Origin of the sequence: Brevibacillus sp. MS2.2, assembly GCF_013284345.1 — a bacterium.
Lineage (GTDB): Bacteria > Bacillota > Bacilli > Brevibacillales > Brevibacillaceae > Brevibacillus > Brevibacillus brevis_C.
Map to the genome: position 1 here is coordinate 25,646 of NZ_JABSUZ010000002.1, position 16,145 is coordinate 41,790.

The following is a 16,145-nucleotide window of genomic DNA, read 5'->3' on the forward strand; positions in this document are numbered from 1 at the left end:
ATGATATTCCTTTGTAAGTATAGTCCTGTTTGCAACCATCTGACAAGCACGTCGCTGGTTAATCCTCATCCTTCACATCGTAGCTCTCCGGAATCGGCTCATGACGCGCGGCATCCTCGAACTCCTGGAGCTTGCGAATTTCCTCCAGATGATGATTGAATTGCTCTTTGTTGATGATGTACTCATTGCCGTCATGGACAGCACGGATGCGCCCCTGCTTGATTTTTTCCATAATAAACGCCTCGGGAAGCTCCAAATAGGCAGCTGTCTCCTCGACGGTCAAATACGTCTTATTCTCGCGCAATCTAGCCTCCAGTTCCGCTTTCTGCCGCTCGTAGCCCGGCTTACCCAGCAAGGCAAACATATTGGCCTTGTACGCCTCCACCCCTGGCTGATCAAACGGATTGACGCCTAGCAAATAGCCGCTGATTCCGCATGCCTTTTCAAAAAAGTAAATCAGTCCGCCGAGATAGTAAGCTGTCGCCTCCGGTATTTCTACAAGCAGATTCGGTACGCCGCCATCCACATGGGCCAGCACCGTCCCCTCGAAAGCTTTTTTATTGACATACCCCATTCGTTTGCCAGTCAAAAAGTTCAATCCATCGACGTCAGCGGGGTCCTCCTGAACAGTCAAATCCACAGTGGGCTTCGTCACAGACACAACGGTCTCAAACAAATGTCTCATGCCGTCCTGTATGTATTGGCCCAACGAATGCAAGTCCGTTGAAAACTCGGCAGAAGCCGGAAAAATCCCTTTGCCATCCTTGCCCTCCGATTCCCCGAAAAGCTGCTTCCACCACTCCGCAAAGTAGCGAAACTGCGGTTCATAACTGACCAACAGCTCCACTGTCTTGCCTTTTCGATAGAGTACATTGCGAATCGCCGCATACTGATAGCACGGATTATCGCGCAAATCCATGACCATGTAGCGTTCGCGTGCATCTCTGGCCCCTTGCATGAGAGCATCCATGTTCGCCCCGCTTACAGCAATCGGCAACAATCCAACCGCGGTCAGGACTGAATATCGCCCACCGATATCATCTGGAATGACAAAGCACTCATAGCCCTCGTCATCCGCCAGCTTTTTCAGGGCTCCTCGCTGTTTATCGGTCGTAATGTAAATTCGTTTTTTGGCCTCTTCACGTTCGTATTTCTTTTCCAGCCATTCCCGAAAAAGTCGAAACGCGATAGCGGGCTCAGTCGTAGTGCCCGATTTTGAGATGACGTTGATAGACACATTTTTTCCTTCTAATACGTCCATCAGATGAGAGATATAAATCGGACTAATATTGTTGCCCACAAAATAAATCTCCGGAGAATGTCGCTTGGACTTCGGCAGCAAATTGTAGAAGCTGTGGCCTAAAATGTCAAGCACCGCTTTTGCCCCCAGATACGAGCCTCCGATACCAATCACCAGAAGCACATCCGAGTTCGATTGAATTCGGGCTGACGCTTGGCGAATTCGTTCATACTCGTCCCGGTCGTATTGTTCCGGCCAATCGACCCAACCAAGATAATCCTTGCCGGGCCCAGTCTTTGAATGAAGCATTTGATGCGCAATTTCGATCGCTGGAGAAAGCTGCTCCCACTCATGCTGTTTGACAAAGGCTCGAGCGTTGGCGTAATCAAAGCGAATCGTTTTGTTCATAGCTCCCCTCCGAGGAACGTCATCTCATCTTTATCTATGATATCACGGCAATTGGCGGCAAAGAACCTTCCGACAAAACGTATCAAAATGCATTTATTTGTGTCCAAAATGTGAACATTCGGCGTTTCATGTTACCTTTTTCCAGTACTACCGTAAAAACCTTTCGAGCACTGAAATAATATGGTTCTTACCAAAGCAAGGAGAATGAACATGAAAAAACGATGGTGGATCATCGGTTCCGTCGTAGTCCTCCTGGGCATCGGGGGCGTTGCGTTTTCCATGATGGGATCGCAACAAGCTATGGGAATGCCTGTCAACATCGGCGCACCAACGAAATCAGCTTTGGAAAGCAAGGTTTTGACATCAGGACTCGTCACCGTAGAAGACAAGCTCAAACAGTACGCCAACGTCACCGGAACCTTACGTGAGTTTGTCGTCAAAGAAGGCGACAAGGTGAAAAAGGGACAAGTGATCGCAAAAATTGACACGTCCGATGTTGATAGCCGAATCCTCGAGCTGGAAGCGCAAATGGAATTGGCCAAAGCCAACCTCGCCAAGGCACAAATCGGCAACGAGCCGGAAGAAGTCGCACAAGACCAAGAACGTGTCTCCCAAGCCCAGCGTGAATACGATGCGGCAAAGCGAGAATATGATCGGATGAATCAACTATTCACTTCTGGCGCTTCTACCCAACAAGAGCTGGACAAGTTGAAATCACAAATGGATAGCGCTCTGTCTACACTGAATGTCGCCAAGCAACAGCTCGCTCTCAAGCAAAAGGGCCCACGCAAGGAAGACATTGCCGCTCAGCAAGCCCAAATCAACAAGCTGAATGTAGAAAAAGCACAACTGAATAAAGAACGTGTCCAAAGCGTCGTCGTAGCACCTATGGATGGAACCGTCATTGGCGTTGCAGCTGATAACGGTCAATACGTCAACAAGGGGACAGAAATCTTGACCCTTGCCAATCTGAACAATCTGTTGATAGAAGCGGATATTAACGAATCCGATGTCAACAAACTCAAAATCGGACAGTCTGCCACGATTGAAGGCGTGACACTCGGAAAGAAAAAGCTGAATGCGGAAGTAGCTCGCATCTCTCCAACCGCGACCACTACTGCCACCAAGTCGGGGCAAGGTGAAAAAACACGCGTCAAAGTCACCCTCAAGCCATCTGGCGATCTATCTGCTTTGAAGCCTGGCTTCCATGTGGACATCAACATCTCCGTCGAAAAAATCGATAATGCCATGCAAGTACCAATCGAAGCTATTCAGCAAGATGCTGACGGCAGTACCTTTGTCTGGGTATCTGCTAATGGTGTTGCGAAGAAGCAGAAGGTCGAAACCGGTATGGAAAATGAGTTGTTCACTCACGTCAAGTCTGGACTTAACGGTGATGAGCAAGTGATTTTAGGCCCTGTCGAATCCCTGACTGAAGGAGCTCCTATCATGCCAATGAGTGGCGGCGGCGCACCAATGGGTATGTAACACGTAAAGAAGGAGGTCAGCCGACGATGCTTCATGTAGAAGGCTTGACGAAAGCATACAAGACGGGTGATACCGTACTGCCCATCTTAAAAGGTGTCTCCCTGCTGGTGGAACAAGGCGAATTCGTTGCCATCATGGGGCCATCAGGATCAGGGAAATCGACGTTTATGAACATGCTGGGCTGCCTGGATCGTCCTGATTCGGGTTCGTACATGCTAGACGGCATTGAGGTTAGCAGTCTGAAGGATACGGAGCTTGCTGTTGTTCGCAACCAAAAGATCGGCTTTGTGTTCCAATCGTTTAATCTACTCGCCCGCTCTTCCTCCTTGCACAATGTAGAGCTGCCGATGATGTACGCGAATGTCAGCCGCTCAGAACGGCGCAAACGGGCAACAGAAGCACTCAAACGAGTGGGATTGGCTGAGCGCATGGACCATAAACCAACCCAGCTATCCGGTGGTCAAAAACAGCGTGTAGCGATTGCCAGAGCACTGGTCAATAAGCCGGCCATCCTCTTGGCAGACGAACCGACGGGAAATCTGGACAGCCGCTCCGGAGTAGAAATCATGGCCATGTTTCAGGAACTGCATGCGCAGGGCGTTACGATCATTCTCGTTACCCACGAATTGGATATCGCCCAGCACGCTGAGCGGATTGTGACTTTCAAGGATGGCGTAATCATTCGCGATGAAAAGGTTACGGAGCGAATATTCTCCAAGCCGTCTGACGAGGTGATTGTCACATGAATTTTATGGAAAGCTTTAACACCGCCGTAGAGGGTATCTGGGCGAACAAAATGCGCTCGATCTTGACCATGCTCGGGATCATCATCGGAATTACCTCCGTCATTGTCGTCACGGCACTCGGCGAAGGCGGACAGAAAGCCATCAACGAAGAGATGGAAAAGTTCGGGCAAAATACGTTTAACGTCTTCATCAATTGGGAGACAAAAGAAGAGATCGCTTCAGAAGATATGACCGTGGAAGATACCGAGGTACTCGGCAGGATTAGTCCTGCCATCGAATACATCGTACCTTACAACTCCAGCACGATTGATTTGAAGGGTCCGAAAAAAGAAGAGCGCGTCAACCTCACTGCCTCCACTGCTGATTATTTTTCGATGCAATCAACCTTGAAGGTGGCAAAAGGGCGACTTTTCAACGAGATCGATGACAAAGAACAACGCGCTGTCATCGTCCTGGAGGAAGCTCTTGCTCAAAAGCTGTTCGGTCAAATGAGCCCGATTGGTCAACGTGTTCGCTGGGGAAATCAATCTCTCGTCGTAATCGGGACGTACACAGAAGAGAAGTTCAAGTTTGATATGGCAACGAGCTATGGAGCGATTATTCCCATCCGTTACGAAATGAGCTTGCAGGAAGAGCCTTCTGTTCAAATGCTCATGGGAAAAGCGATAGACAAAGCCTCTGTCGACCCAGCCATGCAGCAGGTCAAACAATACTTGAGCCGCAAGCATCAAAAGGAAGACCATTACAGAGTTCGCAGTATGCAAGAATCAATGGATCAGTTTAATCAAATGACGGGCACCCTGACGCTGATCTTCAGTATCATCGCAGGTATCTCCCTCGTGGTTGGCGGCGTCGGCGTTATGAACATCATGCTCGTATCCGTGACAGAGCGTACTCGCGAAATCGGGATTCGCAAAGCCTTAGGGGCACGCCGACGAGATATTTTGATTCAGTTTTTGATTGAATCGGTCATCGTCTGCTTGATCGGTGGCTTGATCGGGGTGTTGTTCGGCCTTGGTATTGCTTCGATTATTGCCTATTTTGCACAGTTGCCACCGCTTATGTCCTGGAACAGCGTGTTTATCGCATTCGGCTTCTCCAGTGCCATCGGTATTTTCTTCGGCCTTTATCCGGCCAACAAGGCAGCCAAGCTCGATCCAATCGAAGCACTGCGTTACGAATAATGGAGTAGCCTTTTTTTAAAAAACAAGCACCTGTAAGCTCTCTGGCTACAGGTGCTTGTTTATGTTGGCAACGTATCTGTTACCAGCTTCAAAAGAAAAAAAACCGCAATCCCCACGCTCGCGACTGTCCACCAGAGCGGCTTGCTGTCAGCCTTTTGGGCCTTGTAGATCCCGATTAATTTCCAGGTACCCACCGCCACGCACAAGAGGCTAAACAGGAGCAGGATTGTCCCCATGACTTCCCTCCCCTCACTCTTTAGCTATATGGGGATGAGAGGGAAAAAATCACTTCTTCGGGTCCTTTTTGCCCAATCGGCCGAGGACCATCCGGCCCCGTTCCTTGATGGACTCGTCCTTGATATCTTGTTGACGCTTTTTCATCAAACCGTTTTTGGAAGTATCCGGTCGGTCCGTTTGCCGTCCATCTCGCATTAGCTGTACTTGCCTCCGCCTTTTTTCTCGTAATCGTTCAAAAGCTCAGCAAAGCTCTTGTTGCGCTCGCGTTCTTCCTGCTCTCGGCGCTTTTGTTCGGCTGCTTCCTTCTCTTTGCGCTCGCCTTCTGTCTTCATGTCTTTTTCAAGCTGCTTGAGTGCTCCGAGCGCATCTGCATTCAGCATATCCTTCAAACTGTTCAATCCGCTTTTCGCGTCTGTCGTAGTTGTTGTCGCTGCTTGACGTTGTGGTTTTCGTTGTTTTTTCGCCATTTGAATTGCCACCCTTTCCCTATCCTCATTCTGTCCTCATTCTCTGGCCCCATCCGGGTCATACTATCTTCATCTTTCACAAAGAGGAGGACATCACATGGTACGTAACAAAGAAAAAGATTTTGGAAAAACCGCTGAAATCCGAGGACCCAAAGCCCAATCCGAGGCTGTCCGTTCTGACGGCTCCATTAATAGTGAACCACAAGAAAGGCTAAAAGAAAACCGCTAACAAAAAAACCGCCGGGCAGCCATTATGCTCGGCGATTTTTACTCTTTCTAAAGTTTGATGAGTCTAGGGGGAGTGTAATCTCATGAGAATGACAGTTCATCGAAGAGCTACGCGAAGAAATTATAGAGCAGGAGAGAATCATTCATGAGTATGCAATTGAAGGGAACGTTTCTTTGGTTGCGGACGAAATCGAAAATACATCAGCAATGACATTTCGAAGGATTTTTCTCCAGTCCCCAAAATGATAATCGCGGAAAACGGCCAAAAACGCCCGAATTTGAGGATGCGGACGTTAGCTAACATAATACCTATTATCGGGCCCCCGTAAAATGTGGGATTTACTAATGCTAAGAAGATGCTGAGAGTGTTTTTCAATCTTCTTTCGAAACAAAAAATTGGGTATGGATGCGTCTAAGTAGAAGCGAATTAATGCGAAGGAATAGCAGAAACGGAGCTTGAGAACCCGAAAATATTTAGGAAAAATACCTAGAACTTTTTTGTATGCCAAAACGTCATAACAGGTGCCAATAGTGCTCAAACGATTATCAAAGAATGAATATGACACAATCAAAAAAATAAAAAAGAGTGTGAAATATGAAAAAAATATTATTGGTTTGTATCATGATCATGTTGATGCTAGCATCGGGTTGTGGAAATATTGAAATGCCATCAAATCCAAATACTTCTAGTGAGCCTAAACCTGAAACGGATGAGTCTATTATTCCAGAAAACACATCCGAATATTGTACTGTAGAACGTATAAATTTGGATAGCGAAACTGAAAAATATTTCTACGGAACTTGGAAAGTTGAGAAGCTTTTAGGATTTGCAAATTCATATAATGATGCTTCTGAATATCCAACAGGGCAAAAATTTATTGGAGATGAACTTATAATCAAAAAAGACTTTTTTTCATCAAAAGGACTTAAAAATTATACGAAATATCAATATGAACTAAAAAATCCACTATATGAGATTACAGCGACATGCGATAACTCTCTCTCTTTTTATAGATTATATAAAATAGATATCCCAGACTTAAATGAAAATGATGGAGTAAAAGTAATAGATATAAGTGACCCTTCTACAAAAATGAGCATACCTGTAGGTATAAGTTTTTTTGTTGTTAATAACGATAGGCTTATCTTGTTATCAGAGGCAACTATTTTTGAGCTTAAAAAAATTACTGATTAAATGAATGAAGGATATGTTATAAGTTCTGTGCTAATAGAATAGAAAATATCCGAAAGGTCAACCTTTAGGCTGACCTTTCTTGTTTATGTCGTAAAACAATTAAACTATAGTGTATATACTGGATATTTGTGAGTATATTTCATATCTTTACAAAATAAAGTTGCTTCTTCATTTCTTCTTGTTTTCAAATTTTTATCATTTGAACATGCTTTGCTGACTAATTTTGAATAAGTATTGATTAACGGAGTTCCAGAAGAAATAGTTGCACAGCATTTAGGCATATCTCAATAAGGCGTAAACAAATACAAACGGAAATATTTAGGGATACTTCGAAAAAAAATTAGAGTCTAACCCGCAAGCAATTAAGTCGTAGGCCCTCCCAAATGGAGGGTTTTTTTAAATATTTTATAACACGAATATCCCGATCAACGTCTTGATTAGGCTAAATCCCTTTGCTACCGGTTATGTTTAAATACCTTACCAAACGAGCTACAAAGGCCCTTTTCTGCTTTTTTATTCTATGTGTAGGGTTGGGCTAGTGGGTACACCGTTATGCCCCCACAAAAACTGTCGCAAAAGGCGTATTTTACAGCACATTTCCCCTTAACGTGGTTTCTGGTTACTTTGCTGGCGGTACCCCATTTACTAGCCTATTGACGCTCATAATGATCTGGCCGATTCGAGGAGATTCGATCCTTACAGCTCACAAGGTCTCCTTTTTCCACTTATTTTCAACATAGGTTAGAAAAGCTTGCATTCCTTTAAGCCAAAGAGCCAAAAAGGGTGTCGTAACTGGTAGTACTATCAGGGCATATAAGGGTGCTAATTTAAAATAGTCATGCATGATATCATTCGCTGTAATCTCTGTTGACGGGGTCATTACACGCTCAAAGCCATACTCTAAAATAAGCATCAGCGTAGCACCAACTGACCCCATGAAAAGGGGGATGATAAAACCTAGAAAAGCACATAAAACCCAATATACCCATAGGCGAATGTTCCTGAATGCCTGGAAGTAACCTGAAATACCAGAAATAACAAAGACAGGAAATAGGGATGTCGCAAAAAACCATAACCATCCCGCAAACGATGCTCCCCCAACCGACATGCCTCCAGCTGCGAAATCTCCAAGAAAAGAAATGATAACACTCAAAAAAAACATAGTCACCAAACCGTAAATAAGACCTGCTAACGTAGAGCGCACTTTCATACAAATGGTCGCTCCCTCCCCCAAACGAATCAGTTTCAACATTATTATTTATCAATAAATTCCACATATTATCAAATACACTTCATTAGTGGGTCGCGATATCTTTGTTATTTAAGCGTCTTTCGCTACTTATGCTTGAATGTTAATTACTTGGCCCAGTAGATTTGACCTATTCTGAGATTATCGATGTCGTGGCATAAATGACCGAGATTCCTTTAATTGAAGGACCTTACAGCGGTTATCCCTGAAGAATGGTTATTCGTTAGTACTGATCCTTATAACAATTATTATGGCGATGGAAACAACCGTGAAGATCGGACTAGACCGATCAGTCCCATCTCACATCCCCCTCAAATCTAATCAAGACGTTATTAGAACTGGAGCCGTTATCCAGCACAATCACTTCATATTTTTCAAAATCGGCAAACTGCAAGTTCAGGCTAAACAAGGTATACAGAAGCTGATGAGCTGCATCTCTGACGGGAATGATCACACTCGTTCGCATCAGATCTTCCCCCTTTTTTTAGCATATACGGCTGGGTCTCATTTGGGCTGGGCGCAAGCTCCCCCCCGAAACGGAATAAGGGGTCAGTGACTGATGCATGCTATGGGATAAAAGGAGGTCCAGATGATGGATAACGATCAGCAAAAGAACGACAAGACGAAGGATATTTCCCTCGATGGGACGCTGCCGCATCAAATCAGTGCTCCTGACTTCAAAAACTCGTCCCGTACGATTCAAAAGCCATTCGTCAATGAGTTCGGAGTCGTCATCGGTGACAGCTTGTACGAGTCCAAGGAATCTCCCTTACACAACTGGAACACAGAAACCGATCCCTCCGTCATGGCAGGGGACCGGTGGGTACATCCGACCAATGACATTGGCTGGAACTCGATAGAAAATCGTGAGCTCCTCGAGGATCAAGAAGAACCAGATAGAGGGCGTTTTATGCACCCTACCCTCGATGTGAGCAAAGGCAAGGACTAATGCCAGCTTTTTCATGCAGCCCGTTCGGCAGAGACATTTCTGACCGGACGGGTGTTTTTGGATTGCGCTTGCACCTTGAGCTTCGGGACACTACTCTGACTTGTGTTACAATGGGAGACAAGTAGCAGAAAGGAGCTAGTCCATGAGTATCACACTTATGATAGAGCCAGCGTTTTCCCTTGCCTATCAACGTTATGCCGGTTTTGTACCGGGAGATACGCTTCGATTGTATGTACGAACAAGCGGCCCCGGGACCGGTGGTATGTTTTATGCGATTGAAAAAGATGAGGCCCTCACCGACGATGCTGTGTTGGAAGTAGAGGGGTTGCGATTTGTCATTCGTCCAACTGATTTCTGGTATTTCGACGGGGGACATCTTAGCTACAATCCGCTCTATGGCGAGTACGGCTTTCACTTCACCAATCCTCGTCTGGATGGCAACTAGAACAGAAACTTCTCTTGGCTTGATTCGTAAGAAGGAATATCTGCCTATATCTTCTGGGAGGAAAAACGATGAAAAAAAGCCGTTCAGTCCTTTTGGCGATCGGTGCTTTCTTACTTGCCAATTTAAAATGGATACTTAGCATACTGAAGTTTTCGAAATTCGGGACCACGATTATATCCATGGGGATTACCTTGTGGGCGTATGCCGTTTTTTACGGATGGAAATTCGCCGTGGCGCTCGTCTATCTGATTTTCGTCCACGAAATGGGCCATGTGATCGCCGCCAAGCGAAAAGGGATCGCGACCTCACCCGCTGTCTTTATCCCTTTTGCAGGAGCCTTCATTGCCATGAAAGACATGCCGCGTGACGCAAAAACAGAGGCGTACTTAGCCTACGGCGGGCCCTTGGCGGGGATGATTGCGTTCTTGCCTGCCCTCCCGCTGTATTGGTATACGCAAGACCCTTTCTGGGGGTTGGTTATCTACTTGGGTGCCATGCTCAATTTATTTAACCTGCTGCCTATCTCCCCGCTCGATGGCGGCCGCATCGTTTCGGTCTTGTCGACGAAAATTTGGTTTATCGGGTTAGTCGGGCTGGGTGTTATGCTGTTCGCCAACCCAGGACCGATTACTGTGTTCATTTTCATCATCGGCTTGATTACGTGGTACAACCGCCTACGTGGCGGCTATCAGCAAAAGCTCCTGCAATACGAGCGCGAAAAGATTGCAGACTTCCAGCAAAGCATAGCCAAATGGCCCGAGCTGGAATCGACATGGGATATTCGCACGCAAATGAATGCCGAGGTAAATGCGATCAATCAGGAAGATTTGAAGAAATTTTACGTGCCATTTTTGCAGGACAAACAACGTCTTCAGCGTGACTTCAAGCGCCTCGATAAAGTGTATGTGAACAGAAAATGGGAACTGTTCAGACTGTGGGAACGAGAGCCTGTTTTGTATTACGATTCCGACCCGAACCGACCGATCCCATCGGATGCGCTTCGTGATGGAGAACGTGCGGCGCAAGAGAGATTAGCCGAACTGGATGAGCAAATGCACCAGCTCACTACGTACTACGATGCACCCGCCTCTACGAAGTGGAAAGTGTTAGCTGCCTATCTCGGTCTAGCTGCTGTACTGTCAGCATTTTTCGTCTACGCCCAACAAATTCTGCACAGGTAACCGCTTGCACTTTGCGTCGCTTGACAGAAACGGATGCCTATCTGCGGCCTTCTCCGAGCGCAAAAACGTGCGCTACGGTTATCTGAGGGTCGCTCTTTCCGACCAAAAGGGCGTAAAACGCCCCCTACGGTGGTATATCGCTTTTGTGCGTTCCACCCAATCAGAGTAAAATAGAAAATAGTACTTTCATAAAATTCCAGAGAGGATGACTTTTTACTTGGACACCGTCCCGATAGTGCTCAACCTACTGCTTGTTATATTTCTTGTTTTTCTCAACGGCTTTTTCGTAGCCGCAGAGTTCTCACTCGTGAAGGTGCGGCAAACGCGCCTGACACAGATGGTGAATGAAGGTAACAGACGCGCAGTCTATGCCCAAAAAGTAACGCATAAGCTAGACGCCTATCTATCTGCCTGCCAGGTCGGGATTACGCTCGCCTCGCTAGGACTGGGTTGGGTCGGGGAACCGGCCATTGCCCATATGATTGTGGAGCCTTTGCTTGGATCTTCAGGATTGCCTGAGTATGCGATCTCCGCGATTTCTTTTGGTGTAGCCTTTGCGATTATTACGTTCCTCCACATTGTCTTGGGTGAGTTGGCTCCGAAATCATTGGCCATTCAAAAAGCAGAAATGACCTCGTTGTGGGTTGCCGCGCCATTGATGTTTTTCTATAAATTGCTTTACCCGGCTATCTGGTTCTTGAACGGAACAGCCAACGCTCTCATGAGACGACTTGGACTCGAAGCCATCTCAGAACATGAAGCGGCGCATACAGAAGAAGAAATTCGTCTTCTGGTTAACCAAAGTCACCAAAGTGGCCATATCGACCAAACCGAATTGGCTCTTGTGGAACAAGTTTTTGACTTCTCCGAAACCGTTGCTCGGGAAACGATGATCCCGCGCATTGATATGGTTTGCTTATATACGACGAATACCTTTGAAGAAAACCTGGAGATTATCCGCTCGCAGCGCCACACGCGTTTTCCGGTTGCAGCTGAGGACAAGGACAACATCATCGGTTTTGTCCATGCGACAGACTTCTACCTTTCTGCGTTACAAGACGGAAGCGTAGAGCTGGATTCGTTGGTCCGCCCTGTCCTGACAGTACCGGAAACCATGGAAATCAGCACGGTATTGCGCCTGATGCAGAAAAACCGTTCGCAGCTTGCGATTGTCATCGACGAATACGGCGGAACAGCCGGTCTCGTAACGATGGAGGATATTCTGGAAGAAATCGTTGGGGATATCCAAGACGAGTTTGACGAGGAAAGACCAGAGATTGAGAAGCTGGACAATGGCCTCTCCGTATCCGGTATGCTCGTATTGGCTGACCTGAATGACCATCTTCCATTCGAACTCGAATCCGAAGATGTGGACACAATCGGCGGTTGGTTGTACAGCCAGTTAGAAGAAGATATCGCTGTTGGTGCGACAGTAGAATGGGAAAACCACCTGTTCACCGTCAAGCAGATGGATCACCACCGTGTCACACGCGTTCTGATTACGCGTTTGGAAAAAGATGAATCGGAGCAACAAGAACTGTTGACCGTCTCCTAATCATCACACCTTAGCACAAACCAAAGCCCCACACCTGCTTACTTGGCTGGTGCGGGGCTTTTCTGTTTCGCAGGTGAGTTTCTTCGCTCTCGTTCGTCTACGTGGTTCCCTGGCCCGTGAGCTCCTTCCAGTCGTCCACGCCGTTGTCCTCCAAAATTCCCATCGTCACATCGCTAATATCCGGGTCGGTAAGCAAGCTGTCGCGAATACGGTATTTAATATCGTCTGCCACAGCAAGACTTAGTCCTGTCCGCAATTCTACATAGCTCTCCACATGGTAAAAACGCCCTTCCTGTACAATCCGCAACCGGTTGATGTCCGTCACATCCGGGTCAGCAAAAATGACTTTGGCTACCCGATCCTCGATTTCTTTGGGAGCTGCAATACCAATCAAACCCACCATGTTGTCGTACCCTACCTTGAATGCCACACCTACCATGAGAATTCCGATCAGGATGGTGGCAATCCCGTCCAGCAAGGCAAAGGAAGTAAACGTAGTGACGATAACGGCAATCAGCGCCAATAACGCACCGAGCGTTGCCACGATGTCTTCGTAAAAGACAAGCCGTGTCGGTGGAGCCGCACGTCCTACATTCCGAAAAGCGGCAGGGATGACAGCAAAGCCCTTCGCTTCCACCCGAGCTTCATGAACGATTTCGAACATGACTTTTACCAGCACGTACCCATCCACGATGACCGCTAGAGATAAAATGATGAAATTCAACCAAAAATGGCTGGATTCTGTGGGTTCCTGAATAAGGTGGAAGCCTTTCATAATGGTTTCATAGGCCATGATGGTTACGACGATCACCGCGACCATACAGAAAATGTTAATGACACGACCAAAGCCTGTTGGGAACCTCGGTGTCGGTTTTTTCTCTGCGAGTACGCTGCCAAAGAAAACGAAGAACTGGTTGACTGCATCGGCTACCGAATGCATTGCCGATGCAAACATGGCTCCACTCCCACTATAGACAGCCGCAAAGCCTTTTGCGATAGCAAGCCCAGTGTTTCCCAAAGCCGCTGTCGCCGAGGACGTATTTCCCTTTTTTAGCGTTGCCCAGAAAGAGCTCATGGTGATGCCATTCCCTCCTTGAACGAGACGATTTTCTTTACTATTCCCTATTCGCAAAGAGTGTTCCTTATGAGAAATGGAACATATACACAAAGAAAAGGCAGACATCCGAAGTGGAATATCTGCCTTTTCTTATAACCGCTACCTTATGCTACTAATTTCAATCCTGCTACTGCTATAATCACCACGGCGATGCACAAGATTCGCAGCTTGTCTTTCGCTTCCCCATAAAACATCATCCCGACAATGGCGCTACCTACCGTACCAATCCCTGTCCAAACCGCATAGGCTGTTCCCATCGGGATTTCTCTCATGGCGAAGGACAGGAGGAAGAAGCTGAGGGAAAAACCGCCGATCAGTACCGCAAAGGAACGGAACGAGGGTTTTTGGTTGACCTGTGTGATCCCCATTACGCCTACAACCTCAAACAACCCTGCAAAAATTAAGGATAACCATGTCATGCCACTTCACCCTCCCTCTTCGGCTTCTCTTCATGATCTGGTGTGACCAGCTTCAACCCAAGGATTCCCCCCAGAAGAAGCGCGATCAAGCCCACTTTCGTCCAACTGAACGGTTCTCCAAACAGGACCATTTCGCTAATAACGGTACCAGCCGTACCCAAACCGACGAAGATCGCATAAACCGTACTCGTCGGCAGCTTTTTCCCTGAATAGATCAAAACACCAAAGCTGATAATAATCGCTATAATGGTTAACGCCCATGACCAAAAGCTGTCGGCGTGCTTCAAGCCCGCTACCCACATGACTTCAAATACTGCTGCTACGACAACCATCAACCAATACTTCCCCATGTTCTGGCTCCCTCCTCTTTCTTTTACATTCATGGTAACGGACGTATCCGTTTTTATCGTTCCCCAAAATACATACTCATCCAAGATGGCTCAGACTTTTTTCCGAATGCAAAAAAAGCCTCGGGTGAATACCATCACAGATATTCCTCCCGGGCTTTTATCCCTCCGTGTACACGACCGTGGTCGTGGGTTTTCTCTCGGTCCTGACCGGCCAGATGACTGACCGCGGAACCCTAGAAAACTCAGTACATATGCAGTTCTTTTCTTGGGGTAACTGTCCTTATCATATCAAAAATCACCGCGTTTGGCAATGAACGTGCGCGCATCGCTAAAAAAGCAAGAAGCCCAAGCTGATAATGGCGCCTGTCACGATTAACATCATCAAGCAGTAGCCCATAATATCCCTCGCACCCAATCCAGCAAGAGCCAGCACAGGTAATGCCCAGAATGGCTGAATCAAGTTCGTCCACGCATCCCCCCAAGCAATGGCCATCGCTACTTTTGCATGGGAAACGCCCAGCTCAGTGGCGACAGGCAGCATAATTGGCCCCTGTACTGCCCATTGCCCTCCACCAGAAGGAATGAAAATGTTCAATAAGCCTGCACTCCAAAACGTGAACAGCGGGAAGGTAGTAGGCGTCGAAATGCTGATAAACCATTGAGAGATACTCGCCGCCAGTCCTGAAGCCGTCATCATCCCGATGATACCTGCATAAAACGGGAACTGGACGACGATCCCTGTCGTGGTTTTCACTGCTTCATTCATGGCATCCAAAAACTTGCGCGGTGTCCCATGAAGGAGTATACCCAGAAACAAGAAGCCCATGATTACGACATCTAAATTCAACTTAAAGCCTTTATCAGCAAAATAGAAAACCAAATAGATAATTCCGAGTGCTGAAACAAGAACCGAGATTAAACGGCTGTTTTCCATTTTGGAAGCAGGAGTATTGTCGACTGCATAATCAGTAGCAGCAGCCATTTCTTGTTGCGCGATCCCTTCGCCCGCAAATACAATCGTATCTTTTTCGGCAGGCATCATGAATCTGTTCACAATCGGGAGGACAATCATGATTGCAGCCACAATGGTCAGATTCATCGGCGAAAACATCGTTTCCGTGGTAGGAATGACACCGATGATATTTTCTAAGCTGTGCTTTTCCGTAGCGATTGTCAAAGGTACAGAGCCAGCAAGCCCTCCGTGCCAGACGACAAATCCGCCATACGCACTGGCGACAAGCAATCGGTAGTCTACCTTTTCCACTTGATTGGCAAGAACGCGTGCCAATAGCGCACTGATCACAAGCCCAAAGCCCCAATTGATCCAGTTCGCCACACAGGATACTAATGTGACGAGTACAATCGCTTGACCTGGTGTTTTTGCCAGTGATCCCAAGGCATTCAAACCACGCTTACAAATATTCGTACTGGCTAGCGTATGACCCGTAATCAGGATCAAGACCATTTGCATCGTAAAGCTCAGCAAGCTCCAGAAGCCGCCTCCCCAATAGTTGACCATTTCCATCGGCGTTTTGCCATTGATGAAGATCCCGGCAACAAACACGAGGAAGGTTAAAATGACTGCAAATAAAAAGGCGTCTGGCAAATAGCGTTGCACCATGCGGACTGAAGCGTTCGTTAAGGCTTGAAACACATTTTCATCCCCTTTTCCAAAAGTATTCATGTA

Annotated in this window: 19 protein-coding genes, 1 pseudogene and 1 riboswitch; of the genes and pseudogenes, 9 read left to right on the forward strand and 11 right to left on the reverse strand. The window is 46.9% G+C overall.

Annotated elements, in window-relative coordinates; genetic code table 11:
• Window positions 1-58: 58 nt before the first annotated feature.
• Together HP568_RS30135 and HP568_RS01735 are read right to left on the reverse strand one after the other, a co-directional pair.
• The gene (locus tag HP568_RS30135) at window positions 59-304 is read right to left on the reverse strand and encodes a helix-turn-helix domain-containing protein (protein WP_309142201.1); all 246 of its coding nucleotides are present in this window, start codon (window positions 302-304) and stop codon (window positions 59-61) included.
• Window positions 299-1,648, reverse strand: a pseudogene (locus HP568_RS01735) (glucose-6-phosphate isomerase); the annotation flags it as partial. The gene HP568_RS30135 and the pseudogene HP568_RS01735, both read right to left, overlap by 6 nt.
• Before the next feature lie 210 nt (window positions 1,649-1,858).
• Between HP568_RS01735 and HP568_RS01740 the strand changes: the two are divergent.
• The 3 genes from HP568_RS01740 to HP568_RS01750 are packed head-to-tail and all read left to right on the forward strand — an operon-like array spanning window position 1,859 to window position 5,066.
• On the forward strand, window positions 1,859-3,136 hold the full coding sequence (locus tag HP568_RS01740; RefSeq protein ID WP_048031307.1) for an efflux RND transporter periplasmic adaptor subunit: 1,278 nt from the start codon (window positions 1,859-1,861) through the stop codon (window positions 3,134-3,136).
• Between the two features lie 26 nt (window positions 3,137-3,162).
• Complete coding sequence (locus tag HP568_RS01745; RefSeq protein ID WP_007724719.1) at window positions 3,163-3,882, forward strand: ABC transporter ATP-binding protein; 720 nt, start codon at window positions 3,163-3,165, stop codon at window positions 3,880-3,882.
• Window positions 3,879-5,066, forward strand: a complete 1,188-nt coding sequence (locus tag HP568_RS01750) for an ABC transporter permease (protein ID WP_056490495.1) — start codon at window positions 3,879-3,881, stop codon at window positions 5,064-5,066. Before HP568_RS01745 ends, HP568_RS01750 begins: the two co-directional genes overlap by 4 nt.
• 59 nt (window positions 5,067-5,125) lie before the next feature.
• Here the strand turns inward: HP568_RS01750 and HP568_RS01755 are convergent, their stop codons facing one another.
• Genes HP568_RS01755 through HP568_RS01765 form a run of 3 tightly spaced genes read right to left on the reverse strand, consistent with a single transcriptional unit; the run spans window position 5,126 to window position 5,770 of the window.
• Complete coding sequence (locus HP568_RS01755) at window positions 5,126-5,302, reverse strand: hypothetical protein (protein WP_173628144.1); 177 nt, start codon at window positions 5,300-5,302, stop codon at window positions 5,126-5,128.
• A gap of 49 nt (window positions 5,303-5,351) precedes the next feature.
• Entirely contained in the window at window positions 5,352-5,498 is a 147-nt protein-coding gene (locus HP568_RS01760; RefSeq protein ID WP_007724729.1) for a hypothetical protein, read from the reverse strand.
• A complete protein-coding gene (locus HP568_RS01765; RefSeq protein WP_048031305.1) occupies window positions 5,498-5,770 on the reverse strand; it encodes a DUF3886 domain-containing protein in 273 nt (90 codons plus the stop codon). The genes HP568_RS01760 and HP568_RS01765 overlap by 1 nt, the downstream gene beginning before the upstream one ends.
• A 97-nt stretch (window positions 5,771-5,867) precedes the next feature.
• Here HP568_RS01765 and sspK point away from each other — a divergent pair, with 97 nt between their 5' ends.
• Window positions 5,868-5,999, forward strand: a complete 132-nt coding sequence (gene sspK / locus HP568_RS01770) for a small acid-soluble spore protein K (RefSeq protein WP_007724732.1) — start codon at window positions 5,868-5,870, stop codon at window positions 5,997-5,999.
• A gap of 621 nt (window positions 6,000-6,620) precedes the next feature.
• Complete coding sequence (locus HP568_RS01775) at window positions 6,621-7,193, forward strand: hypothetical protein (RefSeq protein WP_254550996.1); 573 nt, start codon at window positions 6,621-6,623, stop codon at window positions 7,191-7,193.
• A 703-nt stretch (window positions 7,194-7,896) separates the two neighbouring features.
• Here HP568_RS01775 and HP568_RS01780 read toward each other — a convergent pair.
• Complete coding sequence (locus tag HP568_RS01780) at window positions 7,897-8,403, reverse strand: hypothetical protein (RefSeq protein ID WP_217366355.1); 507 nt, start codon at window positions 8,401-8,403, stop codon at window positions 7,897-7,899.
• 328 nt (window positions 8,404-8,731) lie between these two features.
• Window positions 8,732-8,908, reverse strand: coding sequence for a glycosyltransferase family A protein (locus HP568_RS01785; protein ID WP_113732258.1), 177 nt, complete (start codon window positions 8,906-8,908; stop codon window positions 8,732-8,734).
• A 126-nt stretch (window positions 8,909-9,034) separates the two neighbouring features.
• On the opposite strand from HP568_RS01785, the gene HP568_RS01790 reads away from it, so the two are divergent.
• The 4 genes from HP568_RS01790 to HP568_RS01805 all read left to right on the forward strand — a co-directional run bounded on the left by HP568_RS01790 (window position 9,035) and on the right by HP568_RS01805 (window position 12,572).
• Entirely contained in the window at window positions 9,035-9,391 is a 357-nt protein-coding gene (locus HP568_RS01790) for a DUF3905 domain-containing protein (RefSeq protein ID WP_173628145.1), read from the forward strand.
• A 142-nt stretch (window positions 9,392-9,533) separates the two neighbouring features.
• Window positions 9,534-9,836: an iron-sulfur cluster biosynthesis family protein gene (locus tag HP568_RS01795; protein WP_173628146.1), complete on the forward strand. Its 303-nt coding sequence runs from the start codon at window positions 9,534-9,536 to the stop codon at window positions 9,834-9,836.
• 68 nt (window positions 9,837-9,904) lie between these two features.
• The gene (locus HP568_RS01800) at window positions 9,905-11,017 is read left to right on the forward strand and encodes a site-2 protease family protein (protein ID WP_173628147.1); all 1,113 of its coding nucleotides are present in this window, start codon (window positions 9,905-9,907) and stop codon (window positions 11,015-11,017) included.
• A gap of 217 nt (window positions 11,018-11,234) precedes the next feature.
• Window positions 11,235-12,572, forward strand: coding sequence for a hemolysin family protein (locus HP568_RS01805; protein WP_048031299.1), 1,338 nt, complete (start codon window positions 11,235-11,237; stop codon window positions 12,570-12,572).
• A gap of 97 nt (window positions 12,573-12,669) precedes the next feature.
• On the opposite strand, the gene HP568_RS01810 is transcribed toward HP568_RS01805, so the two are convergent.
• From HP568_RS01810 to HP568_RS01825, 4 genes are all read right to left on the reverse strand, one after another.
• On the reverse strand, window positions 12,670-13,647 hold the full coding sequence (locus HP568_RS01810) for a cation diffusion facilitator family transporter (RefSeq protein ID WP_173628148.1): 978 nt from the start codon (window positions 13,645-13,647) through the stop codon (window positions 12,670-12,672).
• A gap of 146 nt (window positions 13,648-13,793) precedes the next feature.
• On the reverse strand, window positions 13,794-14,108 hold the full coding sequence (locus tag HP568_RS01815) for a DMT family transporter (RefSeq protein WP_048031297.1): 315 nt from the start codon (window positions 14,106-14,108) through the stop codon (window positions 13,794-13,796).
• On the reverse strand, window positions 14,105-14,458 hold the full coding sequence (locus HP568_RS01820; protein ID WP_048031296.1) for a DMT family transporter: 354 nt from the start codon (window positions 14,456-14,458) through the stop codon (window positions 14,105-14,107). Before HP568_RS01820 ends, HP568_RS01815 begins: the two co-directional genes overlap by 4 nt.
• 144 nt (window positions 14,459-14,602) lie before the next feature.
• Window positions 14,603-14,706: riboswitch (guanidine-I (ykkC/yxkD leader) on the reverse strand.
• An 80-nt stretch (window positions 14,707-14,786) separates the two neighbouring features.
• Window positions 14,787-16,112, reverse strand: coding sequence for a short-chain fatty acid transporter (locus HP568_RS01825; RefSeq protein ID WP_173628149.1), 1,326 nt, complete (start codon window positions 16,110-16,112; stop codon window positions 14,787-14,789).
• Window positions 16,113-16,145: the final 33 nt, after the last annotated feature.